The organism is Streptomyces sp. NPDC030296, assembly GCF_055572815.1.
The window spans coordinates 489840-512899 of record NZ_JBVICQ010000006.1; the positions used below are offsets into that span (position 1 = coordinate 489840).

Below are 23060 nucleotides of genomic sequence, written 5' to 3' on the forward strand. Positions count from 1 at the left end.
GGACCGGGGTAGACGGAGGGCGACGCGCACGGTCCCCCGCCCGGTGGCCGCTGTCAAGCCGTCGTACCGGCCGCCCGGTTGGCCTGTACCAGCGCTTGAATTCAGCCAATGAACATCATCGTCGTCGAGCGGCCCGCCCCCGCCGCCGGTGCGGGCCTCGTCCGCCCGTCCCGTGCCGTTGCGACACGGCCGGATCCCCAGTCCCACGTGGGGGGTTGGCCGAGACCGCGGGGTCGGGTACCGGCCGCCCCGCCGGTGGCGCGCCGTCGGGTTCGTCGGCGTGTGAGGGGGTTTTCCGGGGCGGGAAGCGCTGTCTTCCGGTACTGATGGCTGGCTTGACCCTGTGCGTTTGAAGGCGTACGGAGGGTCGTTGACGATTCGACATGAGTGCCGCGATCCGGACCGGGCAAGGATCCCCGTGTGCGTGTTCGAGCAGGAGGGGAATCGGTCATCGGCGCGTGGGCGGGGGTCATGAAGAGGCAGGCACGAGGAGGCGGTCCCGTGGCGATCGGGGCGTCCTCGGCGGAAGCGGTGGAGGAAGAGACCGACGATGTGCCGGCGCAGCCCGGTGCCGGTCAGCTCAGGCGCAGACTCGGGCGGGCGGATCTCCGGGCGGTGCCCGAGTCCCGCAAGGCCCTGCGGGATTTGCTGCGGCAGTGGGGGCGGCCGGGGAGATCGGAGATAGCGGAACTGCTCACCAGTGAGCTGGTCACCAACGCACTGATCCACACCGACGACGACGCGGTGCTGACCGCCACGGTCTCACCCCGCGGACTCCATGTGGAGGTGCGGGACTTCGTGGCTCGCAGGCCCAAGCCGAGGATGTCGCAGACCGACGACAGCACCCATGGCCGCGGTCTCCTCCTCGTGCAGTCCCTCGCCGACTCCTGGGGGGTACGGGCGCACGGGGTGGGCAAGTCGGTCTGGTTCGACCTCGACGGTGGCCTCACCTAGACACAGGCAAACGGACCTGGACACAGGCAAACGGACAGGGGCGCGGCTGATGCCGCGCCCCTGTCCGATGGTGTGGTCCGGACTCAGCCGAACTGCTGCTCCAGATCCTTGAGCTTGCGCTCCAGGGAGTCCAGCCGAGGCAGGGCCATCGTGTCGTCCTCCGCGGTGAGATCCACGGTGATCGACTTGTCAGAGCCGTTGCGCACGGGCTGCAGGGAGGGGCGGGTACGCACGGGCAGGGGCTCCGGCGCCGATATGGCAGGCTCCGAGACCGCCTGTGCAGGGACGCGTTCCACGGTGGTGTCCATCTGGCGCTGGCCACCGCCGCCACCACCGCCGCCGCCACGGCCGGGCAGACCCCGGTGGCCCCGGCTGATGGCCTTGAGGTGGGCACGCTCCAGACGCTCGTGCTCCCGCTTGCGCGCGCGGTTCTCCTCCTTGAGGCGCTTGTCCTCGCGCACCTCGTCCACGGCCTCGTCCAGGCTGCGCACACCCTCCAGGAGCATCAGCGACCAGGCCTTGTACGTCTCACGCGGAGCCCTCAGCCAGCGGACCACACGGATCTGCGGCAGCGGACGCGGCACCAGACCCTGCTCGCGCAGCGCCGCACGGCGGGTCTGCTTCAGCGCGCGGTCGAACAGCACCGCGGCGGACAGGGACATGCCGGCGAAGAACTGCGGGGCGCCGTCGTGGCCGAGGCCACGGGGCGCGTGCACCCAGTTGAACCAGGCGGCGGCACCCGCGAACGTCCACACGAGTATGCGGGAGCCGAGAGCCGCGTCACCGTGGCTGGCCTCGCGGACCGCGAGCACCGAGCAGAACATGGCGGCGCCGTCCAGGCCGAACGGAACCAGGTACTGCCACCCATTGGTGAGGCCCAGGTTCTGTTCACCGAACCCGACCAGGCCCCGGAAGGAGAGCGCCGCGGCGACCGCGGCACAGCAGAAGAGAAGGATGTAGGAAGCGGTGCCGTACAAGGCTTCCTTGCGCCGGCGGCGCTCCTCACTGCGTTCCCACGAATCCTCGGTCTTAGCGTGCTCCCCGGAGCGCTTGCCGCGCGCGAGCACCGCCACCGCCGCCAGCATGCCCAGGAGCAGTACGGCGCCCGGAAGCAGCCAGTTCAGCGATATGTCGGTCAATCTCATCAGGGGTCCCTTGCATTGGGATAGGGCGTAACGCCCGCCATAGTGGCCCAATCCTCGCGGCCCTCAGGGGGTTTCGGGGCAAGAGACCGCCAAGGAAGTGCAATGAGTGACGCCAGGCGGCATTCTGCTCGAACTACCGCGCGAGGGACGGGAGTTGAGTGCGAGTGAGATTACCCGTTCGAGTGGTTCCACGGAAAGTTCCCGCGAGGAGTGAGGAATTTGTGAACCACCTGTAACCCAACGAGGGTCCCACCCGGAGTGGATCTTACGGCACAGGCCCCCGGCTCTCCCCGGGGGGTCCTGGTCGCCCCGCGGGAGACGGCCCGTCAGGCGGCCGCGGGTCCCGTGAGCTTGGCGATCCGTTCGGCCTCGCGGCTCCGTGGGCAGGTGGCGCAGGTGTCCTCGGGGGCCAGCGTGTAATACATGCAGCAGCTCGCCCGGTCCCGCGTCGACAGCCGCTCACCGCCGGGCCCGGCCAGTTCACGGAAGCCCGCGGTGCCCACGTACGGCCGGGTCGCGCCCGGCAGCAGCAGCTCCAGCTCGCGCCGGCACCGCTCCCGCTCGTCGGGGCCGAGCAGTTCGGCGATGTACCAGACGCCCTCCACGACCTCGTCGGTCGCCATGCCCCACAGGGCGCGGCCGCGTCGCCGCATCCGCGGGCCGAAGCCGCCGAGGACCGGTTCTATGTGCTCGGCGATGGCGGCGCGCACCTCGGCCCGCAGCGCCTCCGCGTCCGGGACCACGCGGGCGCCGGGCGCGGTGGCGGCCGGATCGCCGGGCAGGCAGCTGAACGTTTCCCCGCGGACCGTCAGCCGGTTCCGCTCCCGCTGGAACGCCACGTGCTCCGCCGGGAAGCGCGGCACCCGGCGCTCCAGGAACCAGGGGACGGTGAAGAGGAGGCACGCGTACCAGGAGTAGCGGTGCAGTCCGAAGGTCGCCACCACGTCCGGGCGCCCCTCCCGTCCGTGGTCCCGGAGGATCTGGTCCTCGTCCCACGCCAGGAACGCGTCCAGCTCCGCGCCGCCCGCCGCCAGCCCGGCGGCGCCGACCCAGCCCTCACCTTCGGGCAATGGATCCGCGAGGGAGAGTTCTGTCACGCTCATCACGGGGAGGATCTCGGTCAACCGCGCGTAGGCGGGTGTCATGGGCGACGTGCGCGGAGAGGAGACCGGTGCCGGTGCGGGGAGGGGCATGCGGGAACCACCGTTTCACCATCGCTGCCAGGTAAGGCTGACCTTACCCGAGGCTTGCTCTGGGTAGTCCGGGTTTGAACTGAGGGCATGTGCGCCTATGGTGCTTAACGACCGGTAACAACCCCAGTAGTGACCAACCGCCCCCCGGTGCCGGTGGCCGTACCGGCGGCCGCACCGCTGGACACACACGACACACACGTGGACCCATGACTCGGCTCGGAGGAGGACCTGTGGACCAGGCCGGACCGCGTTCGCGCCAGGCCCCTGCCGCGAGTGCGCCGGATGCCGCCCGTCCGGCCACGGCCTACCGAGTGCCCGCACAGCCGGGAGTGACGGACGTCGACCGGGTTCGGGGCCTCACCGCGGACGCCGCCGGGAGCGCCGGCCGCCGACAGGCCGGTCGCCGTGACGCCGGCCACGGTGATGGCGCGCCGGCCGGTGGGGAGGGCCGCCGCGACGCCGTGCCGTCGGCCGACGCGGGCCGTCGTGGCACCGTGCCGCCTGCCGACGCCGCCCGTGGTGAGCACACCCACAGTGAGACACCGATCCCCCTCCCCCGCAGTGGCGGGACCGGGGACGAGGCAGGGTTCGACGGGCTCCGCCCGCCGGGGCGCCCCGTCGTGCAGCGGGCCTCCGTGCGCGGTCAGATCCTCGACGCCCTGCGGGCCGCGCTCGCCGCCGGTGAGCTGACACCCGGCGAGGTGTACTCGGCGCCCGCGCTCGGTGAGCAGTTCGGGGTCTCGGCGACCCCGGTCCGCGAGGCGATGCAGCAACTGGCGATCGAGGGCGCCGTCGAGGTCGTCCCCAACCGGGGCTTCCGCGTCGTGCGGCGCGGCGCCCGTGAGCTGGCCGAGCTGGCGGAGGTGCGGGCGCTGCTCCAGGTGCCGGTGATCCTGCGGCTCGCGCGGACCCTGCCGGCCGACAGCTGGGCCGAGCTGAGGCCGCTGGCCGAGGAGACGGCGCGGGCGGCGTCCGCCGGGTGCCGGGCGACGTACGGGGAGGCGGACCGGGCCTTCCACCGGGGGATGCTGTCGCTGGCCGGCAACCAGCAGTTGGTGCAGATCGCGGACGACCTGCACCGCAGGAGTCAGCTGCCGCTGACCGCCGGGTCGGCCGGCTCGCGGTTGGAGCTGATGGCCGACGCGGCGGAGCACATCGCGCTGCTGGACGCGTTGGCCGCGGGGGATCTCGAGGCCGTGGAGTGCCTCATGGGGAACCATTTCGGTGGGGCGGGCTAGCGAGGTAGGGGTGCCGGTGGTTCGCCGGGTGTCCGTGGTCTGTGGCCGGTCGCGCAGTTCACCGCGCCCCCAAAAGCCGCACAGTTCCCGCGCCCCTGGAAGCAGGGCGGCGTCCCGTGTCCTTTCCCCGCCCTCACGCCGTGGCCGCCGGTGGGGCCAGTTGGCGGGAGAGCCAGGTCGGTACGCCGCCCAGGAGGCGGAAGAGGCGGCGGGCCTCCTCGCGGAGGCGGGACGCCTCCGGTTCGGGCTCGGTGTCGGCGAGCGACGCGAGCGCGGGCGCCGTACCCACGAGATAGCCCAACTCCTCGCGGATGCGCAGGGATTCGGCGAAGCCGTGGCGCGCCTCGGCCAACTCGCCGTCACGCAGCGCGAGGCCCGCCAGATGGCGCCAGGTGAACGACTGCAACAGCAGGTTGTCGTGCGCGGTGGCGCCCGCGTGGGCGCGGCGGTAGGCGGCGCGGGCGGCCTGCGGGGCCTGGGCGAGGTTCTCCGCGAGGAGCCCCCGGCGGAAGTCGAGCAGCGCCCGGCCGGGCGCTCCCGGCGCGATCAGCGCGGCGGCCCGGCCCAGCGCGGCCCGCGCCTCGTCCGAGCGGTCGCGGACCCCGAGCAGCGTGGCCGCGTACGCCAACTGGCCGCGCTCACAGGCCGCCGCACCCCGCTCGTCGTCCGTCCGGGCCTGCGCCTCGGCCGTGCGCAGCGCGTCCTCGGCCTCCTCCCAGCCCTGCTCGGTGTAGAGGCAGCGTTCGACGAGGAGCGCGGTGCGCTGCAGCGCGGCCTGTGGGGTGACGGGCTCGATGAGGGCGGCCGCGTCGACCCAGCACGCTCGTGAACGCAGGCGCCATACCGCGGTCTGGAGTGGATCGTCGCCGGCGGTCGTTCCGTTACCAGACATGGCGGTATGCGCCACGTTGCCCTCCCCGAGCACACCGTTGAGCTTTGAGTTGGTGGCGGCATCTCAGCACGAATGGCCGGGCTGGCCAAGAGGGTGGGTGAAAGAATTCACAAAGTCATGGGGTGCGGAGGGGGCACATCGATCTTGGTCCACCACCCCCCGGACTCCGCGCTCCCGGCACCAACTCGCCGCCCGTGGGCGCTACCTCATCCGCAGCGCCAGGAAGAAGTCCAGCTTGTCCTCCAGGCGGGACAGGTCCCGGCTCGTCAACTGCTCGATACGGCCCACCCGGTAGCGCAGTGTGTTGACGTGCAGGTGGAGGCGGGCAGCGCAGCGGGTCCAGGAGCCGTCGCACTCCAGGAACGCCTCCAGGGTGGGGATCAGCTCGGCGCGGTGGCGGCGGTCGTAGTCGCGCAGCGGGTCCAGGAGGCGGGCGGTGAAGGCGCGGCGGACGTCGTCGGGGACGAAGGGCAGCAGCAGGACGTGGGAGGCCAGCTCCTGGTGGCCGGCCGCGCAGACCCGGCCGGGGCGGGCCGCCGCCACCCGGCGGGCGTGCCGGGCCTCCTCCAGGGCGCCCCGCAGCCCCTCCGCCGAGTGCACGGCCGCGCTGACACCGAGGGTGAGCCGCCCGTCGCCGTCGAGGCCGGCCGACAGCGGGCCCCGTACGGCGGCGAGCAGGGTGTCGGCGTGGAGGCCGGCCTCGGAGCCGTCGTGCTCCGTCGAGACGGCGGGCAGCGGGACGAGCGCGATGGCCTCGTCACCCGTGTGGGCGACGGCGATCCGGTCGGAGTGCTCGGGGCCGGTCGCCAGCGGGTCCACGAGGATCTCCTCCAGCAGCGCCTGCGCCACCGGCCCCCCGTCGATCCCCGTCGCCCGTCGCCCGCCGCCGTTGTCGGCCGCGTGGCCCTGCTCCTCCCACTCGACCCGCGCCACGACGACCTGCCAGTGGGGGGCCGCCCCGAGGCCGGGCAGGAGCACCGGCGCGGCGACCCGCAGCCGGGCCGCGATCTCGGCGGGCGCCGAACCCGCCTGCACCAGCTCCAGGACCTCCTGGGCGAGCCGACGCCGTACCGTGCGGGCCGCGTCGCGGCGGTCCCGCTCGACGGCGATCAGCTGGGTGACGCCGTGCAGCAGGTCGAGCCGCTCGGCGGGCCAGTCCCCGGCGTCGGCCTCGACGGCGAGCAGCCAGTCGGACAGCACCGTCTCGCGCACATCACGTGCGGCGGCGTTCCCCGTACGGCCGGCGCCGCTGATCGGGAACAGCGAGTACATGGTCGTGCCGACGCCCACCCGGCAGGGCCCGCGCCGCCCCGTGCGCGCCGCCGCCAGGTGTTCGCCGGCCAGCCGCGCGCACAGCTCGGCGGGCAGGGCAGGGCCCGCGACCTTGGGGCCCGCGATGAGGCGGCCGGTGGGGGAGAGGACCCACGCCCGCAGGTCCAGGTCGGAGCCGAGCAGATCGAGGACCACGTCCGGGCCGCCGCCCGCCGGGCCGGACGTCATCATCCGGCGGTGGCGGTCCACCACGGCCGCCAGGTCCCCGGCGCGCTCACCGGAGACCTGCCGCACGACGTGCTCGGTGATCGTCGCGAAGGCCACCGACTCGTTGACCGCCAGCAGCGGCAGCCGGTGCCGGGCGCAGGCCACGACGAGGTCCTCGGGGACGTCACCCAGCTCGGCCTCACCGGCCGCCAGGGCGGTGACACCGGCGGCGACGAGAATCCGTACGAAGGGTTCGGAGTCGGTGGCGCCACGGCGCCAGGCGAGGCCGGTGAGCACCAGCTCGCCGCCGGAGAGGTAGCGGCTGGGGTCCCGCAGGTCGGTGGTCATCACACCCCGTACGGTGCGGTCCAGCTCGTCCTCGCCGCCGAGCAGCCGCAGACCCAGCGCGTCGGTGTCCAGCAGTGCGCGCAGGCGCATTCTCGTCGCCGCCGTTCCTGTCTCGAAATCTGTGGTCGGTTCGCCCGGCGGGCGCCCCGGTGGCTTCCGGAGGAGGGTGGTTACGGAAGGCCGGGACACGTCCGGGGCGTGGCCTGGGACTTTCGAAAACCGACCCGCCCGGCTCCGGGTGTGTGCTGTGTGTTTCCAGAGCAAAACGAGGAGGTTGCTGATGGCCTCCGTTCATACGAATCTACAAGATGCGCCCCCTGGCCAGGCAACTCCTTCATGGTTTCCGTGACTGACCGGGGCGGAGGAGAGCGCTGTGTACTGGCGTCGACCCCTCATGAACAGCACATGGACGAGCCGGGCCCGCCGCACACGATCTGGCTCAAACGGCACCACTCCGAGACGACTGAGACGAAGAAGAGAGCCGGTCAGATGGACTTCCTTCGCCCCGCCAGCTGGGAGGAGGCGCTCGCCGCGAAGGCCGAGCACCCCACCGCTGTGCCGATCGCCGGCGGCACCGATGTGATGGTCGAGATCAACTTCGACCACCGTCGGCCCGAGTACCTGCTGGACCTGAACCGGATCGGCGACCTCTACGAGTGGGAGGTCGGCGAGGAGACGGTTCGCCTGGGAGCGTCCGTCCCCTACACCCGGATCATGGAGCACCTCCGGCCCGAGCTGCCCGGCCTCGCCCTGGCCTCGCACACGGTGGCCTCCCCGCAGATCCGCAACCGCGGCGGCGTCGGAGGCAACCTCGGCACCGCCTCCCCGGCCGGCGACGCCCACCCGGCCCTCCTCGCGGCGGGCGCCCGGGTGGAGGTCGAGTCCGTACGGGGCTCCCGGCTCATTCCCATCGACGACTTCTACACCGGCGTCAAGCGCAACGCGCTCGCCCCCGACGAGCTGATCCGCGCCGTCCACATCGACAAGGCCGACGGACCCCAGCAGTACTCCAAGGTCGGCACCCGCAACGCCATGGTCATCGCCGTGTGCGCCTTCGGACTGGCCCTGCACCCCGCGACGCGCACCGTCCGCACCGGCATCGGTTCGGCCGCGCCGACCCCCGTCCGGGCCAAGACCGCCGAGGAGTTCCTGAACGCGGCGCTCGACGAGGGCGGCTTCTGGGACAACGGCAGGATCATCACCCCGTCGGTCGCCAAGCAGTTCGCCGAGCTGTGCTCCGCCGCCTGCAACCCGATCGACGACGTCCGCGGCACCGCGAGCTACCGACGGCACGCCGTCGGCGTCATGGCCCGCCGCACGCTCATGTGGACCTGGGAGTCGTACCGCGGCGACGCCGCCCGCACGGAGGGAGCCGCCTGATGCGGGTCAATTTCACGGTCAACGGACGTCCGCAGGAGGCCGACGACGTGTGGGAGGGCGAGTCCCTGCTGTACGTCCTGAGGGAACGCCTGGGGCTCCCCGGCTCCAAGAACGCCTGCGAGCAGGGCGAGTGCGGCTCGTGCACCGTCCGCCTGGACGGCGTGCCGGTGTGCGCGTGCCTGGTCGCCGCCGGACAGGTGGAGGGCCGCGAGGTCGTCACCGTCGAAGGGCTCGCCGACTACGCCAAGCAGCGCGCCGAGCACGGCGGTTGCGCCTCCGGCGCGTGCGGCACCGCGGACACCCCGGCCGGCACCCCGCTCGACGAGGCCCGGCACTGGGCCGTCCGGGGCGCCGACTCCCAGACCGGCGAGGGCACCGAACTCTCCCCGATCCAGCAGGCCTTCATCGACGCCGGCGCCGTCCAGTGCGGCTTCTGCACCCCCGGACTGCTCGTCGCCGCCGACGAGATGCTGGAGCGCCACCCCAACCCGACCGACGCGGACATCCGCGAGGCACTCTCGGGCAACCTGTGCCGCTGCACCGGCTACGAGAAGATCATGGACGCGGTCCGCCTCGCGGCCGCCCGGCAGTCCGAAGGGGTCTGATCATGGGAACCACCGGCCTGCCCACCAACATCACCCAGGGCTCCCGCACCAAGGGCGGCATCGGCGAGTCCACCCTCCGCCCCGACGGCACCCTCAAGGTCACCGGAGAGTTCGCCTACTCCTCCGACATGTGGCACGAGGACATGCTCTGGGGCCAGATCCTGCGCTCCACCGTGGCCCACGCCGAGATCGTCTCCATCGACACCGGCGAGGCACTCGCCACCCCCGGTGTGTACGCCGTGATGACGTACGACGACCTGCCGACCGACGTGAAGAACTACGGCCTGGAGATCCAGGACACCCCGGTCCTCGCCCACGGCAAGGTCCGCCACCACGGCGAGCCCGTCGCGATCGTCGCCGCCGACCACCCGGAGACCGCGCGCCGCGCCGCCGCCAAGATCAAGGTGGAGTACCGCGAACTGCCCGTCATCACCGACGAGGCCTCCGCGACCGCGCCGGACGCGGTCCTGATCCACGAGGGCCGCGACGACCACCACGCCGGCCATGTCCCGCACCCGAACATCGTCCACCGCCAGCCCGTCATCCGCGGTGACGTGGCGGCGGCCCGCGAGCGCGCGGACGTCATCGTCGAGGGCGAGTACGTCTTCGGCATGCAGGACCAGGCCTTCCTCGGCCCCGAGTCCGGCCTCGCCGTGCCCGCCGAGGACGGCGGTGTCGACCTCTACATCGCCACCCAGTGGCTGCACGCCGACCTGCGCCAGATCGCCCCGGTCCTTGGCCTGCCCGAGGACAAGGTCCGTATGACGCTGGCGGGAGTGGGCGGCGCGTTCGGAGGCCGTGAGGATCTCTCGATGCAGATCCACGCATGCCTGCTCGCCCTGCGCACCGGCAAGCCCGTCAAGATCGTCTATAACCGCTTCGAGTCCTTCTTCGGCCACGTCCACCGCCACCCCGCGAAGCTCCACTACGAGCACGGGGCGACGAAGGACGGCAAGCTCACCCACCTCAAGGCCCGCATCGTCCTCGACGGCGGCGCGTACGCCTCCTCCTCCCCGGCCGTCGTCGGCAACGCCGCCTCCCTCGGCGCGGGCCCGTACGTCATCGACGACGTCGACATCGAGGCCATCGCCCTCTACACCAACAACCCGCCCTGCGGCGCGATGCGCGGCTTCGGCGCGGTCCAGGCGTGCTTCGCGTACGAGGCCCAGATGGACAAGCTGGCGGCGAAGCTCGGCATGGACCCGGTGGAGTTCCGCCGGCTCAACGCCATGTCCCAGGGCACCGCCCTGCCGACCGGGCAGGTCGTCGACTCCCCGGCCCCGGTCGCCGAACTCCTGCGCCGCGTCAAGGCGATGCCCATGCCCCCCGAGCAGCAGTGGCTCGCGGCGGGCGAGGCGGCGGACGTACGGGAACTGCCGGGCGGCCTGTCCAACACCACCCACGGCGAGGGCGTCGTCCGGGGCGTCGGCTACGCCGTCGGCATCAAGAACGTCGGTTTCTCCGAGGGCTTCGACGACTACTCCACGGCCCGGGTGCGCATGGAGGTCGTCGGCGGCGAACCGGTCGCGACGGTCCACACGGCCATGGCGGAGGTCGGCCAGGGCGGCATCACCGTCCACGCGCAGATCGCCCGCACCGAGCTGGGCGTCACCCAGGTCACCATCAACCCGGCGGACACGCGGGTCGGTTCGGCCGGTTCGACGTCCGCGTCCCGCCAGACGTACGTCACCGGCGGCGCCGTGAAGAACGCCTGCGAACTGGTCCGGGAGAAGGTCCTGGAGCTGGGCCGCCGCAAGTTCGGCACGTACCACCCCGCGTGGGCGACCGCCGAGCTCCTCCTGGAGGGCGGCAAGGTCGTCACCGACGCCGGTGAGGTCCTCGCCGACCTGGTGGACGTCCTCGGAGACGAGGCCGTCGAGATCGAGGAGGAGTGGCGGCACCGGCCGACCGAACCCTTCGACCTGCGCACCGGGCAGGGCTTCGGCCACGTCCAGTACTCCTTCGCCGCGCACCGCGCCGTCGTCGAGGTCGACACCGAGCTGGGCATGGTCAAGGTCGTCGAACTGGCCTGCGCGCAGGACGTCGGCAAGGCCCTCAACCCGCTGTCCGTGCTCGGCCAGATCCAGGGCGGCACGACACAGGGCCTCGGCATCGCCGTCATGGAGGAGATCATCGTCGACCCGAAGACGGCGAAGGTCCGCAACCCGTCCTTCACGGACTACCTCATCCCCACGATCCTCGACACGCCGACCATCCCCGTCGACGTGCTCGAACTCGCCGACGGCCACGCGCCGTACGGGCTGCGCGGCATCGGCGAGGCCCCCACCCTGTCCTCCACCCCGGCCGTCCTCGCGGCGATCCGGGCGGCGACGGGCTTGGAACTGAACCGCACGCCGGTACGCCCCGAGCACCTGACGGGCACGGCGTAACTCCGTTGAGCCGTTCCCGGCGCGATCCTGCTCGGCATCGTCGGCGGCACTCTCCTCGCCGTCGTCCTCAACGCCCTCGGTGTCGTCGACTCGAAGCAATGGGCGGGCGGGCACCCGCGTTGCACGGCAGCGCGGTGTCCGATGCCGGACTTCTCGCTGTTCGGGCAGGTCGAGTTCGGCGGCTGGGGCGACGTCGGCGCGATGACGGTCGGCATGATCGTCTTCACCCTCGTCCTCGCCGGGTTCTCTCCGAACGACAGGCCCCGGGTCGGTCCCGCCGCCGAGTATCGTCCGCGCAACCGTGAACCGTGAGGAGACCGAGAGATGCTGGACATCGCCGACGAGCTGCACCGGTGGGTCGGGCAGGGGCGCGACTTCGCCGTGGCCACCGTGGTGGCCGTCGGCGGCAGCGCCCCCCGGCAGCCGGGCGCCGCCCTCGCGGTGGACGCCGACGGCACGGCGATCGGCTCGGTCTCCGGCGGTTGCGTGGAGGGCGCCGTCTACGAGCTGTGCCGACAGGCGCTGGAGGACGGCGAACCGGTCCTCGAACGCTTCGGCTACAGCGACGAGGACGCCTTCGCCGTCGGCCTGACCTGCGGCGGGGTCGTCGACATCCTCGTGACACCGGTGCGGGCGGGCGACCCCGTCCGTCCGGCGGTCGCCGCCGCGCTCGCCTCGGCGGCGGGCGGCAAGGCGGCGGCGCTGGCCCGGATCGCCTCCGGCCCGGCTCAGCTGCGCGGCCGGGCCCTGCTGGTCCGCCCGGACGGCTCGTACGACGGCGGCTTCGGCGCCCACCCCGAACTCGACCGCACGGTCGCCGCCGAGGCCCGCGCCCTCCTGGACACCGGCCGCACCGGCACCCTGGAGATCGGAGAGCAGGGCTCACGTTGCGGAGCGCCGCTCACGGTTCTGGTGGAGTCCTCCGTCCCACCACCCCGGATGATCGTCTTCGGTGCGATCGACTTCGCGTCCGCGCTCGTCCGGATCGGCAAGTTCCTCGGCTACCACGTGACCGTCTGCGACGCCCGCCCCGTCTTCGCCACCCGCACCCGCTTCACGGAGGCGGACGAGATCGTCGTCGAGTGGCCGCACCGATACCTGGAGCGCACGGACGTCGACGCCCGGACCGTGCTGTGCGTCCTCACCCACGACGCCAAGTTCGACGTACCGCTGCTGCGCCTCGCCCTGCGCCTCCCCGTCGCCTACGTCGGCGCGATGGGCTCCCGCCGCACCCACCTCGACCGCGAACGACGCCTCCGCGAGGAAGGCGTCACCGACCTGGAGCTGGCCCGCCTCCGCTCACCCATCGGCCTGGACCTCGGCGCCCGCACCCCCGAGGAGACGGCCCTGTCCATCGCCTCCGAGATCGTCGCCCACCGCCGCGGCGGCACCGGGGTCCCCCTGACGGGCGCGCACACGCCGATCCACCACGACGGCCCGTCGTCGAACCCGGCGAACGTGCCGAGCCTGAGGGTTTCCTGACGCCCCTTCAGGCTCCGCCCGACTTGTGACTTGACCGCCCGGGCGGCAGGGTTGACCGTCGGTGACACGACAACAGCACGACGGGGGCGGACAGTTGAGCACGGTGAGCGTGGAGCACGGCGCGGGCGAGGGCATGGACGAGGGCCCCGACGGCGCCACCGGCCTGGACGGCGGCGACGGCGGCACGGGCGCGGGCCCGGTCGACGACGAGGCCGGCGGGGGAGCCGACGGCACCCGCGACGAGCGTCGGCTGTCGACACCAGCGACCACCCTGCTCGGCCTCTTCCTCCTCGTCGACGTTGTCTTCGTCTGCGGCGCCCTGGTGACCCTGTGGCCGGTGGTCCTGGCGACGGTCGAACCGGGGGCGGACCCCGCGGCCACCGCCCGCTGGTCACCGTTCGGCTTCGGCGACTGGGCGCTGACCGCGGACACGGCGATGCTGCTGGCCGTGGTGGTGTGCAGCGCGCTCGGCAGCTTCGTCCACGCGGCCACCTCGTTCGCGACGTACGTCGGCAACCGGCGGCTCTACGCGAGCTGGCTCTGGTGGTACCTGCTGCGCGCCGGCATCGGCGTGGCCCTCGCGCTCCTCGTCTACCTGCTGCTGCGCGGCGGCCTCTTCGCCGGCAGCTCCGGCGCCGGCGCCACCAACCCGTACGGCTTCTCCGGCATAGCCGGTCTCTGCGGCCTGTTCTCCAAGCAGGCCACCGACAAGCTGCGCGAGATCTGCGACACCCTCCTCAGCACCACGGGCGACGGAGACCGCGACCGCCGGGACGGCCTCGCCACCCCCCGCGACAGCACCCCGCACCACTGACCACGATGACGGCACCACGAACGGGGAACCTCTGATGAGCGATGACATGACCTCCAGCGGCTGGGACGTCCTGGACGCCTCCCACGAGGCACTGCGCACGGCGGTCCGCGCGGTCCCCGCCGACGGCTGGCACCTGCCGACGCCCTGCGCGGGCTGGACCGTCACCCACGTCTTCCAGCACGCCGTCGGCGACCAGATCGGCTACGCCGCCGCGCTGACCGGCGAACCCGGCCCCGACTTCAACCCGTTCGCCCCTACGGGCGACCTGGAGGGAGTGGACCCGACGGAGTACCTGAAGGCAGCCCTGGCCCGCGCGGCGAAGGCGTGGGCCGGAGTCGACCGGGACGCCGCCGAGGTGCCCGTGCCGGTACCGCCGCACAAGTTGTCCCCGTGGTCCGGCTCGGCGGCGTGCGGGCTGGACGCGGCGGTCCACGCCTGGGACATCGCCCGGGCGACGGGCCGACCCTCACCGCTCACACCCGAACTGGCCCGTCCCCTCCTCGAAGTCGCCAGGGAGATCGTCGAGCCACTCCGCCCCTACGGCGCGTACGCCGCGGCCCTGACCCCCGACGAGGGCGACGACGACGTGACGGCCCTCCTGCGCTACCTCGGCCGCGACCCCCACTGGAGCGCCTCTTGACCCTGCTCGCGGCGAGGTGGGACACCTCCGGCAGCTGGGCGCACGGTCGAGTACCGACCGATGGAGGTGCTCAGCGCCCGGAGGGCGTCTCCCCCAACAGTCCGTCCATCGCGCGCCCGAACATCCGCCGGGACAGCCATCCGAGGGGCCGGTCGCAGAAGCCCGGCAGCCGGTGGACGCGCAGTTCCTCGCGCCACAGGGCACGCGAAGCGACGGGGGTGCCGGCGTGGTCGCTCTGGTCGCCTTGACCCTCCCCTCGGCCTCCGCCGACGTACGGATGGACCTCGATCTCCGCCCACCCCTGGACGAGGGACCCGTGCTTGACGAGCCGACACCGCCCCACCCCTCCGCTCTCCGGCGGCTGCCACATCACCACCTCCATCGGATCGTCGAAGGAGAAGGGGCCGATACCGCTGCGGGCGACGAAGACCGTGCCCTCGGCGGTCGGGGGAGGCGTGCGGACGGTGACCCGGGTCAGGGGGACGACGTCGGCGTGGCGATGCCAGTCGGTGAGACGCTGCCAGGCCAGGTCGGTGGGGAGGTGGGAGAGGCGTTCGAGGGAGAAGAGGACCACGAAGCCGATCGTAGGTGAACAATCGGGGACACGGCGGGCGCGTCGAGCCGTCCCCGCCCTACGAACGATCCCTGCACGCGCTATCGGGCGCGGCCAGGCCAGTCGCGCGGGATCTACCGTCGCCACCCCGCGTACGGCAGCATGAACCCCGTCCGCACGTCCCGCCCCGGCCGGAAGGTGCACCCCGTGGATCGTGAACTGCACGCCAGGCTCGACGAGTTGCAGCGGGATCCGTATCCGCACTACGCGCGGGCACGGGCGGCGGAGGGGCTCACCCATGTGCCGGAGCTGGACTCGTGGCTGGTGGTCCGGGACGCGGACGTGCGGGAGGTGCTGCGACGGCCGGAGGACTTCTCGTCGGCCAACGCGCTGCGCCCCGACGTGATGCCCGCGCCCGCCGCCCTGGCCGTGCTGGCCGGCGGCTTCGGCGGCCGGCCGGTCGTGGTGACCGCCGACGGGGCCCCGCACCAGGCGCTGCGGGCGCCCATCGTGCGCGGTCTGTCGCCCGCGCGGGTCGGCGCCGTCCTCCCGTACGCGGCCGAGCGGGCCGCCGCGCTCATCGACGGCTTCGAGAAGGACGGCCGGGTCGAGCTGATGGCCGCCTACGCCGGGAAGCTGCCCGGCGACGTCATCGGACGCCTCGTCGGGTTCGACCCGGCGGACGTACCGGCCTTGGTGCACGGCGGTCACCGGCTCGAAGAACTGCTCTTCCGGCCCCTGACGGAGGCAGAGCAGATCGCCGCCGCCGAGGACGTGGTGGCGATGTCCCACCGCGTCGACGCGTTCGTCCGCGCCCGCCGCGCCGACCCCCGCGAGGACCTGGTCACCGACCTCATCACCTCCGTCGCCGGGCCGGGCGACGGCGAACTGACGCTCGATCAACGCCATGAGCTGGTCGCCCATCTGCAGAACCTGCTCATCGCCGGGCACCTGACGACCACCGCCCTCATCGGCACGACCCTCCTGCACCTCCTGCGCCACCCCCACCAGTGGGAGCTGCTCTGCGCCCGCCCCGACCGCATCCCGGCCGCCATCGAGGAGGCCGCCCGGTACGACACGGCCCTGCAGGGCTTCCGCCGGGTCACCACCCGGGCGGTCACCCTCGCGGGCACCGAACTGCCCGCCGGATCACCGGTGTTCCTCGCCTTCGGCGGCGCCAACCGCGACGCCTCCCGCCACCCCGACCCCGACGACTTCGACATCACCCGCACCGCCGCCGCCCGCCACCTCTCCTTCGGCCTCGGCGTCCACGCCTGCCCCGGCTCCACCCTCGCCCGCGAACAACTCCGCATCACCCTGGAGCTCCTGACCCGCCGCATGCCAGGCCTGCGCCTCGCGGACGACCAACGGATCCTCATGCGACCGACCCTGATCCACCGCTCCCCGGAGACCCTCGACCTCGTCTGGTGACCGCTGCGGCGTACGGCGACGGCTTGGGCGAATCGCCCGGCCAGCCGAGAGGCCGGAGGGGCCCGGAAAAGCCATACCCCCGGAAACCCCGCACACCGACCCGGCTCGGTGCGCGCGTGCGGGAAGCCCGTCACGCACGACCTCCGCCACCCCGCAGGTAGGCTCCCGCGCGCGCTGCGGCCACCGCGGCCTCGGCGGCCTGGTCCGCGGCGGCTTCGTCGAGCGGGTCGCCGCTGGTCAGCAGGCGGTAGTAGAGGGGGGCGGAGACCGCGCGGATCACCTCGCAGACGTCGGTACCCTCGGGCAGCTCGCCCCGGTCGATGGCTTGTTGGACGCAGGGTGCCCACTCCTCGACGCGGATGTCGTAGAAGCGATGCAGTGCCTCGGCCGTCTTCGCCTCGCAGGTGGCGGCGGCGATCACCGCCTTGAACAGCGCTCCTTGCCGCGGGTCTGCCAGGGTGCGCTGCACGAGCCGGGCGTTTGCCTTGAGATCACCGAGTAGTGAGCCGGTCTCGGTACGCGCCAGTGACTGCTCGGCCATGTCCAGCAGCAGGTCGGCCACCAGGCCGGTCACCGTTCCCCAGCGGCGGTAGACGGTGGTCTTGCCCACCTCGGCACGGCGTGCGATGTCAGCGAGGTCCAGGTGGGCGAAGCCGTGCTCCGCCAAGGCATCCCCAGCCGCCTGTAGCACCGCCGCCCGCACCCGCGCCGTGCGCCCGCCGGGACGGACGGTCCCCGGATCCGTACCCTCAAACCCCATAACGGGACTCCAGTTTCATTTATCGCTCGCGCCTGCTACGTTGAGAACAGGCTAACGGAACTCGGGAACCATTAGCGAGTCGGGCGATGAGAGAGGAACAGTCATGGAATACAGGCGACTGGGCGCATCCGGTCTCAGGGTCCCCGCGCTGAGCTTCGGCGCCGGCACCTTCGGCGGCAAGGGGCCCCTGTTCGGCGCCTGGGGCAGCACCTGTGCGCGAGAAGCGCGCCGTCTCGTGGACATCTGCCTCGACGCCGGGGTCACGATGTTCGACACCGCCGACGTCTACTCCGGCGGAGCCTCGGAGGAGGTGCTGGGCGAAGCGATCAAAGGCCGCCGGGACCAGGTGATCGTCTCCACCAAGACCGGCCTGCCGATGGGCGACGGCCCGGGTGACGCGGGCTCCTCTCGCTCGCGCCTGATCACCGCGTGTGAGGACGCCCTGCGCCGGCTCGGCACCGACTACATCGACCTGTTCCAGCTGCACGCCTTTGACGCCGGCGCGCCGATCGAGGAAGTCCTGTCCACGCTCGACGGTCTCGTGCGAGCAGGGAAGGTTCGCTACCTCGGCATCTCCAACTTCTCCGGCTGGCAGGCGATGAAGTCCCTCGCGAGCGCGGAGAGATACGGCCACCCCCGCTATGTCGCCCATCAGGTCTACTACTCGCTCATCGGCCGCGACTACGAGTGGGAGCTGATGCCCCTGGGGCTCGATCAGGGGCTGGGAGCCCTTGTCTGGAGCCCGCTCGGCTGGGGGCGGCTCACCGGCAAGGTCCGCCGCGGCCGGCCGCTCCCGGCCAACAGTCGACTGCACCGCACAGCGGAGCTCGGCCCGCCGGTCGAGGACGAACACCTTTACCGCGTGGTCGACGCCCTCGACGAGGTCGCCCGGGAGACCGGCAGGAGCATTCCACAGATCGCCATCAACTGGCTGCTGCAGCGACCGACCGTCTCCTCCGTCATCATCGGTGCCCGCGACGAGAACCAGCTTCGCCAGAACCTCGGTGCCGTCGGTTGGACACTCACGCCCGATCAGATGGCGAAACTCGATGCGGCGAGCGGCAGGACAGCGCCCTACCCGTACTTCCCCTACCAGCGCCAGGAGGGCTTCGCTCGCCTCAATCCGCCGGTCGTCACACCTCCGCCCGCCGCATGACACCGGGGTTCATCCTGCCCGGCACGTCCGGTGACCCTGGGCCACATGAGGGCCCCGGGCCACTCGTGACCGGGGATCCGGAACAGGTGCTCACACGTCCAGCACTTCTCTCGCGGCCACCGAAGCCCCCGTCTCCAACGACCGGTTCGCCGCCAGCCCCGTCACCAGGGACCTCGCCCCGTCCGTCGCGTCCGCGGCGCGGCCCAGCTCGTCGGGGACGCGGTCCCCGAACAGGTCGGCCAGCATCCGTACGTCCCCGCCGCCGTGCCCGCCCTCGCCCGTGGCGACCTCCACCTCACGAGGCCGCTCCCAGAACCGCCGTACGAGCAGTTCGGTCCGCCCGGCCTCGTCGCCGGTCTCCGTGCCGTGCAGGACCGGGCTCGCCCCGGTGACCCGGACATGCGGGCGGGTCCACGTCGACTCCTCCACCAGCAGCTCCAGACGGCCCTCGCTGCCGTTGAAGGCGATGCGGTAGCCCTCCCAGGGCGCGTACGCCGTCAGGTGGTACGTCAGAGTCGCGCCGGACGCGTACCGCACGAGGACCGCCATGTCGTCCTCGATGGTGACGCCGGGGCCGAAGACGTTCCGGTCGCGGTGGTAGCCGTCCTCCCGTTCTGCGTCCAGGTAGAGCGCGCTGAGGACGGGGGAGTCCCTGAGGTGCAGCGCGAAGGGGTCGCCCTCGGCGGCCCGGGAGCCGTGGGCGCGCTCGTAGTCGCGGGCGAGTCCTCGACGCCGGCCCGCCTCGTCGCCGTAGAAGAAGAGGCCGCCCTGGGCGAAGACGGTCTCGGGGCGGGTGCCGAGCCACCAGTTGACCAGGTCGAAGTGGTGGGTCGACTTGTGGACCAGCAGCCCGCCGGAGTTCGCCTTGTCGCGGTGCCAGCGGCGGAAGTAGTCGGCGCCGTGCCGCAGATCGAGCAGCCACTCGAAGTGCACCGACCCGACCTCGCCGATCTCACCGCTCGTGAGCAGCTCCCGTACGGTCGAGTGCACCGGGTTGTAGCGGTAGTTGAAGGCGACCCTCACCTCGCGGCCTGTCCGGCGGCGCGCGTCCAGGATGCGGCGGGCGCGCTCGGCGTCGGTGGTCATCGGCTTCTCCGTGACGACGTCGCAGCCCGCCTCCAGGGCCCGCACGATGTAGTGGTCGTGGGACCGGTCCACACCGCACACCACCACCAGGTCGACGCGCTCGCGCCGCAGCATCTCCTCGAACTCCCCGGCGGCGTACGCGGGCACGGGCGCGCGGCCGGGGTGGTCGGCGGCGATCCAGGCGTTGTGGACGGCCATGCGGTGCGCGTTGGTGTCGCAGAGGCCGACGAGGTCGATCCGGCCCGCGAAGGAGCCCGTCAGCGCCTCGGTGAACATCCGTGCGCGGGCGCCGAGTCCGACGACGGCGGCACGGCGGCGGCCCACCGGGACGGTGCAGGGGTCTTGTTGTGACATCCGGACCTTCCCTAGGGTCTCATGCGGGGGGTGGAAGCGCTTTCTAGTGAAAGAGGTGACCCACTCATGCCCGGAAACAGGACAAGGAAGTCCTCCGCGACGGCCGTGGCCCTCGCTCTGTGCGTGGTGCTCGGCGGCTGCTCGGGCCCCCAGGAGTCGGGCGGCGGCAAGGTCGTCCTGCGCTACACCTGGTGGGGCAACCCCGACCGGGCGGCGAGAACCCAACAGGCCGTCGACCTCTTCGAGAGGAAGCACCCCGGGATCGAGGTGCAGACCTCGTTCTCCGGCTACGACGCCTACAAGCAGAAGCTGGCGACCCAGGCCGCCGGCGGTGACGCGCCCGACGTCATGCAGCTCGACTACCGGATGATCGACCAGTACGCCTCCGGGGGCGTCCTGCTGGACTTCGCCGAGCAGCGGGCCGCCCTCGACACCGACGCGTTCGACACGGGACTCCTCGCCACCGGGAAGGTCGACGGCAGGCAGTACGCGATCCCCCAGGCCCGCGGCACCGAGACCGTCGTGTACGACGCGAAGCAGTGGAAGGCGGCCGGGGTCGCCCCGCCCCGCGAGGGCTGGACCTGGAACGACTGGGCCGACACCATGCGGGAGTTGGCGCGGAGGACCGGGAGGCCGGGCGGTACGGACCCCGGCTGGAGCGAGGACGCCTTCGAGGTCTGGCTGCGCGGCCGCGGCAAGGCCCTCTACACCGAGGACCGTCAACTCGGCTTCACGGCGCACGACTTGACCCGCTACTGGACGTTCACCGACCGGCTCCGCCGGGAGGGCGCCGTCTCGCCCGCCGAGGAGACCACCCAGCTCGACGGCACGGTGGAGAACACCCCGCTCGGCCGCGGCAGAGCCCCCTCCGACAACAACTGGGACGCCCCGGCCAGCGGCTACCTCGGCCTCCTCCCCGACGGCGAGATCACGCTCGCGCCGATGCCCTCGGGCGAGGACGGCACACCGGGCCAGTACTTCAAGCCGTCGATGTTCATGGGCGTGGCCGCCGACACGAGTCATCCCGAGGAGTCCGTCCGCCTCGTCGACTTCATGCTGAACGACCCCGAGGCCGCGAAGATCCTCGGCGCCACCCGCGGCATCCCCGTCAACGAGACCCTCCGCGAGGAGATCGCCCCGGACCTCAAGGACTTCGACCGGACGATCTACGACTACCAGGCGTCCCTGGAAGGCGAGTTGCAGCCGCCGCCCCAGGCGCCCCCCTCCGGCGACAGCGCCCTGCAGACCACTTTCCAGCGCGACTACGACCAGGTGTCGTACGAGCGGATGTCCCCCCGAGAGGCCGCCGAGAACTACATCACCGAGGCGAAGGCGGAGCTGAGGTCATGACCACCACACACATGCCGACGACCGTACGGGGCGAGGGCGCCGCACCCCCCACCAGGCCCGCCCGCAGGCCCCGACGCGAGGGAGCCGCCTGGGTGTTCCTCTCCCCGTGGGTACTGGGCGCCTGTGTCCTGACCCTGCTCCCGATGGCCGTGTCGCTCTACCTCTCCTTCACCGACTACGACCTGTTCGCCGCGCCCAGCTGGGTGGGCCTGCGCAACTACACGCAGATGTTCACCGAGGACCCCCGCTACTGGCGTTCCGTCGGGGCGACCCTGACGTACGTCGTCATCGCCGTGCCCCTGCAACTGGCTCTCGCGCTCGTCGTGGCGCTGGCCCTGAAGACCATGCGGCACGGCAAGGCCTTCTACCGTTCCGCGTTCTACGCCCCGTCCCTCCTCGGCGCCTCCATGTCCATCGCCCTCGTATGGCGGGCGCTCTTCAACGACGGCGGCACGGTCGACCGTCTCCTCGGCACCGGCGGCTGGGTCAACAAGCCCGGCTGGGCGCTGCTCGCGGTGGCCCTGCTGACGGTGTGGCAGTTCGGCGCCCCGATGGTCATCTTCCTCGCCGGACTCCAGCAGATCCCGGGGGAGTTGTACGAGGCGGCCGAGGTCGACGGCGCCGGGCGATGGCGCCAGTTCCTGTCGATCACCGTGCCGATGCTGTCACCGGTGATCTTCTTCAACCTGGTCCTCCAGACCATCCAGGCCTTCCAGGTCTTCACCCCCGCCTTCGCGATCAGCGCGGGCAAGGGCGGCCCCGCCGACTCCACCCTCTTCTACACGCTCTACCTCTACGACCGCGGCTTCGTCGCCTCCCACATGGGTTACGCCTCCGCCATGGCCTGGGTCCTGCTGCTCGCCATAGGCGTGGTCACCGCCGTCCTGTTCCGCACGTCCCGCTCCTGGGTCTTCTACGCCTCCGAGGGGGACCGATGACCACCACGACAACGCCCGCCACCGCACGCAGGCCCTTCGTCTGGCGGCGCCTGGCCCTGCACGCCGCGTGCCTGGCCGCCCTGCTGGTCATGCTCTACCCGCTGGCCTGGCTCCTCGCGACCTCGGTGAAACCGGCGGACGAGGTCATCGCGAGCCTCGACCTGCTGCCCGGCCGCCTGGAATGGTCCAACTACGAGACGGCCCTGGAGGGCGTCAACGACGTCTCGGTCGGCAGACTGCTCGGCAACTCCCTGCTGATCGCGACCGGCGCGGTCCTCGGGAACGTACTGTCCTGCTCCCTCGCGGCGTACGCCTTCGCCCGCCTGCGATTCCGCCTCCGTGGACCGCTGTTCGCCTTCATGATCGCGACGATCATGCTGCCGCACCACGCGGTGCTGATCCCGCAGTACATCATCTTCAACCAGCTCGGCATGGTGAACACCTACTGGCCGCTGATCCTGCCGAAGTTCCTGGCCACGGAGGCGTTCTTCGTCTTCCTCATCGTGCAGTTCATGCGGGGACTGCCGAGGGAACTGGAGGAGGCGGCCCGGATCGACGGCTGTGGACCGTTCCGAAGCTTCTTCCTGGTGATCCTGCCGCTGACGCGCCCGGCCCTGATCACCACCGCCATCTTCACGTTCATCTGGACCTGGAACGACTTCTTCACCCAGCTGATCTACCTGTTCTCCCCGGAGAAGTTCACACTGACTCTGGCGCTCAGGTCGTTCGTGGACGCGTCGAGCACCTCGGCGTTCGGCCCGATGTTCGCCATGTCGGTCATCGCGCTGCTGCCGATCGTGCTGTTCTTCCTCGCCTTCCAGCGGTTCCTGGTGGAGGGCATGGCCAACTCGGGGATCAAGGGGTGAGCGTGA

General features: G+C 71.9%; 20 protein-coding genes and 1 pseudogene. 14 read left to right on the forward strand and 7 right to left on the reverse strand.

Annotation, left to right across the window (positions count from 1 at the left end; translation table 11 throughout):
- The first annotated feature begins 471 nt into the window (after positions 1 to 471).
- On the forward strand, positions 472 to 954 hold the full coding sequence (locus ACZ4Z3_RS20315; protein WP_468502360.1) for an ATP-binding protein: 483 nt from the start codon (positions 472 to 474) through the stop codon (positions 952 to 954).
- Between the two features lie 83 nt (positions 955 to 1037).
- On the opposite strand, the gene ACZ4Z3_RS20320 is transcribed toward ACZ4Z3_RS20315, so the two are convergent.
- Both ACZ4Z3_RS20320 and ACZ4Z3_RS20325 read right to left on the reverse strand, forming a co-directional pair.
- A complete protein-coding gene (locus ACZ4Z3_RS20320; RefSeq protein WP_468502288.1) occupies positions 1038 to 2099 on the reverse strand; it encodes a DUF2637 domain-containing protein in 1062 nt (353 codons plus the stop codon).
- Between the two features lie 326 nt (positions 2100 to 2425).
- Positions 2426 to 3244 (reverse strand): (2Fe-2S)-binding protein, encoded by an 819-nt coding sequence (locus ACZ4Z3_RS20325; protein WP_468502361.1) that lies wholly within the window; start codon positions 3242 to 3244, stop codon positions 2426 to 2428.
- A 278-nt stretch (positions 3245 to 3522) separates the two neighbouring features.
- On the opposite strand from ACZ4Z3_RS20325, the gene ACZ4Z3_RS20330 reads away from it, so the two are divergent.
- Entirely contained in the window at positions 3523 to 4530 is a 1008-nt protein-coding gene (locus ACZ4Z3_RS20330; protein WP_468502289.1) for a GntR family transcriptional regulator, read from the forward strand.
- 133 nt (positions 4531 to 4663) lie between these two features.
- On the opposite strand, the gene ACZ4Z3_RS20335 is transcribed toward ACZ4Z3_RS20330, so the two are convergent.
- Positions 4664 to 5437, reverse strand: coding sequence for a hypothetical protein (locus ACZ4Z3_RS20335; protein ID WP_468502290.1), 774 nt, complete (start codon positions 5435 to 5437; stop codon positions 4664 to 4666).
- Between the two features lie 186 nt (positions 5438 to 5623).
- Positions 5624 to 7339 carry a PucR family transcriptional regulator gene (locus ACZ4Z3_RS20340; RefSeq protein WP_468502291.1) on the reverse strand — a complete coding sequence of 572 codons (1716 nt, stop codon included), beginning with the start codon at positions 7337 to 7339 and terminating at the stop codon, positions 5624 to 5626.
- Positions 7340 to 7738: 399 nt separating this feature from the next.
- On the opposite strand from ACZ4Z3_RS20340, the gene ACZ4Z3_RS20345 reads away from it, so the two are divergent.
- From ACZ4Z3_RS20345 to ACZ4Z3_RS20375, 7 genes and pseudogenes are all read left to right on the forward strand, one after another.
- Positions 7739 to 8629 carry an FAD binding domain-containing protein gene (locus tag ACZ4Z3_RS20345; protein WP_468502362.1) on the forward strand — a complete coding sequence of 297 codons (891 nt, stop codon included), beginning with the start codon at positions 7739 to 7741 and terminating at the stop codon, positions 8627 to 8629.
- The gene (locus ACZ4Z3_RS20350; RefSeq protein WP_468502292.1) at positions 8629 to 9234 is read left to right on the forward strand and encodes a (2Fe-2S)-binding protein; all 606 of its coding nucleotides are present in this window, start codon (positions 8629 to 8631) and stop codon (positions 9232 to 9234) included. Before ACZ4Z3_RS20345 ends, ACZ4Z3_RS20350 begins: the two co-directional genes overlap by 1 nt.
- 2 nt (positions 9235 to 9236) lie before the next feature.
- Positions 9237 to 11624 (forward strand): xanthine dehydrogenase family protein molybdopterin-binding subunit, encoded by a 2388-nt coding sequence (locus tag ACZ4Z3_RS20355; RefSeq protein ID WP_468502293.1) that lies wholly within the window; start codon positions 9237 to 9239, stop codon positions 11622 to 11624.
- A 12-nt stretch (positions 11625 to 11636) separates the two neighbouring features.
- A pseudogene (locus tag ACZ4Z3_RS20360) lies at positions 11637 to 11870 on the forward strand (NCS2 family permease); the annotation flags it as partial.
- 78 nt (positions 11871 to 11948) lie between these two features.
- A complete protein-coding gene (locus tag ACZ4Z3_RS20365) occupies positions 11949 to 13106 on the forward strand; it encodes an XdhC family protein (RefSeq protein ID WP_468502294.1) in 1158 nt (385 codons plus the stop codon).
- A gap of 61 nt (positions 13107 to 13167) precedes the next feature.
- Positions 13168 to 13920, forward strand: a complete 753-nt coding sequence (locus tag ACZ4Z3_RS20370) for a hypothetical protein (RefSeq protein WP_468502295.1) — start codon at positions 13168 to 13170, stop codon at positions 13918 to 13920.
- 34 nt (positions 13921 to 13954) lie between these two features.
- Positions 13955 to 14560, forward strand: coding sequence for a TIGR03086 family metal-binding protein (locus ACZ4Z3_RS20375; protein WP_468502296.1), 606 nt, complete (start codon positions 13955 to 13957; stop codon positions 14558 to 14560).
- A gap of 70 nt (positions 14561 to 14630) precedes the next feature.
- Here the strand turns inward: ACZ4Z3_RS20375 and ACZ4Z3_RS20380 are convergent, their stop codons facing one another.
- Positions 14631 to 15134 (reverse strand): SRPBCC family protein, encoded by a 504-nt coding sequence (locus tag ACZ4Z3_RS20380; RefSeq protein WP_468502297.1) that lies wholly within the window; start codon positions 15132 to 15134, stop codon positions 14631 to 14633.
- Between the two features lie 186 nt (positions 15135 to 15320).
- Between ACZ4Z3_RS20380 and ACZ4Z3_RS20385 the strand changes: the two genes are divergently transcribed.
- Positions 15321 to 16544, forward strand: coding sequence for a cytochrome P450 (locus ACZ4Z3_RS20385; RefSeq protein ID WP_468502298.1), 1224 nt, complete (start codon positions 15321 to 15323; stop codon positions 16542 to 16544).
- A 130-nt stretch (positions 16545 to 16674) separates the two neighbouring features.
- Here ACZ4Z3_RS20385 and ACZ4Z3_RS20390 read toward each other — a convergent pair whose 3' ends face one another.
- The gene (locus tag ACZ4Z3_RS20390) at positions 16675 to 17304 is read right to left on the reverse strand and encodes a TetR/AcrR family transcriptional regulator (protein WP_468502299.1); all 630 of its coding nucleotides are present in this window, start codon (positions 17302 to 17304) and stop codon (positions 16675 to 16677) included.
- A 103-nt stretch (positions 17305 to 17407) separates the two neighbouring features.
- Between ACZ4Z3_RS20390 and ACZ4Z3_RS20395 the strand changes: the two genes are divergently transcribed.
- Positions 17408 to 18460, forward strand: coding sequence for an aldo/keto reductase (locus ACZ4Z3_RS20395; protein WP_468502300.1), 1053 nt, complete (start codon positions 17408 to 17410; stop codon positions 18458 to 18460).
- A gap of 90 nt (positions 18461 to 18550) precedes the next feature.
- Here ACZ4Z3_RS20395 and ACZ4Z3_RS20400 read toward each other — a convergent pair whose 3' ends face one another.
- Positions 18551 to 19900, reverse strand: coding sequence for a Gfo/Idh/MocA family protein (locus ACZ4Z3_RS20400; protein WP_468502301.1), 1350 nt, complete (start codon positions 19898 to 19900; stop codon positions 18551 to 18553).
- Between the two features lie 66 nt (positions 19901 to 19966).
- Here ACZ4Z3_RS20400 and ACZ4Z3_RS20405 point away from each other — a divergent pair, with 66 nt between their 5' ends.
- Genes ACZ4Z3_RS20405 through ACZ4Z3_RS20415 form a run of 3 tightly spaced genes read left to right on the forward strand, consistent with a single transcriptional unit; the run spans position 19967 to position 23054 of the window.
- Complete coding sequence (locus tag ACZ4Z3_RS20405) at positions 19967 to 21250, forward strand: ABC transporter substrate-binding protein (RefSeq protein WP_468502302.1); 1284 nt, start codon at positions 19967 to 19969, stop codon at positions 21248 to 21250.
- Complete coding sequence (locus ACZ4Z3_RS20410) at positions 21247 to 22188, forward strand: carbohydrate ABC transporter permease (RefSeq protein ID WP_468502303.1); 942 nt, start codon at positions 21247 to 21249, stop codon at positions 22186 to 22188. Before ACZ4Z3_RS20405 ends, ACZ4Z3_RS20410 begins: the two co-directional genes overlap by 4 nt.
- Positions 22185 to 23054, forward strand: coding sequence for a carbohydrate ABC transporter permease (locus ACZ4Z3_RS20415; RefSeq protein WP_468502304.1), 870 nt, complete (start codon positions 22185 to 22187; stop codon positions 23052 to 23054). Before ACZ4Z3_RS20410 ends, ACZ4Z3_RS20415 begins: the two co-directional genes overlap by 4 nt.
- Positions 23055 to 23060: the final 6 nt, after the last annotated feature.

Coding starts and splice junctions, on each gene's coding strand:
- ACZ4Z3_RS20315 (WP_468502360.1), top strand. CDS start 472: ATGAAGAGGCAGGCACGAGGAGGCGGTCCCGTGGCGATCGGGGCGTCC.
- ACZ4Z3_RS20320 (WP_468502288.1), bottom strand. CDS start 2,099: ATGAGATTGACCGACATATCGCTGAACTGGCTGCTTCCGGGCGCCGTA.
- ACZ4Z3_RS20325 (WP_468502361.1), bottom strand. CDS start 3,244: ATGACACCCGCCTACGCGCGGTTGACCGAGATCCTCCCCGTGATGAGC.
- ACZ4Z3_RS20340 (WP_468502291.1), bottom strand. CDS start 7,339: ATGCGCCTGCGCGCACTGCTGGACACCGACGCGCTGGGTCTGCGGCTG.
- ACZ4Z3_RS20345 (WP_468502362.1), top strand. CDS start 7,739: ATGGACTTCCTTCGCCCCGCCAGCTGGGAGGAGGCGCTCGCCGCGAAG.
- ACZ4Z3_RS20350 (WP_468502292.1), top strand. CDS start 8,629: ATGCGGGTCAATTTCACGGTCAACGGACGTCCGCAGGAGGCCGACGAC.
- ACZ4Z3_RS20355 (WP_468502293.1), top strand. CDS start 9,237: ATGGGAACCACCGGCCTGCCCACCAACATCACCCAGGGCTCCCGCACC.
- ACZ4Z3_RS20365 (WP_468502294.1), top strand. CDS start 11,949: ATGCTGGACATCGCCGACGAGCTGCACCGGTGGGTCGGGCAGGGGCGC.
- ACZ4Z3_RS20375 (WP_468502296.1), top strand. CDS start 13,955: ATGAGCGATGACATGACCTCCAGCGGCTGGGACGTCCTGGACGCCTCC.
- ACZ4Z3_RS20390 (WP_468502299.1), bottom strand. CDS start 17,304: ATGGGGTTTGAGGGTACGGATCCGGGGACCGTCCGTCCCGGCGGGCGC.
- ACZ4Z3_RS20395 (WP_468502300.1), top strand. CDS start 17,408: ATGGAATACAGGCGACTGGGCGCATCCGGTCTCAGGGTCCCCGCGCTG.
- ACZ4Z3_RS20400 (WP_468502301.1), bottom strand. CDS start 19,900: ATGTCACAACAAGACCCCTGCACCGTCCCGGTGGGCCGCCGCCGTGCC.
- ACZ4Z3_RS20405 (WP_468502302.1), top strand. CDS start 19,967: ATGCCCGGAAACAGGACAAGGAAGTCCTCCGCGACGGCCGTGGCCCTC.
- ACZ4Z3_RS20410 (WP_468502303.1), top strand. CDS start 21,247: ATGACCACCACACACATGCCGACGACCGTACGGGGCGAGGGCGCCGCA.
- ACZ4Z3_RS20415 (WP_468502304.1), top strand. CDS start 22,185: ATGACCACCACGACAACGCCCGCCACCGCACGCAGGCCCTTCGTCTGG.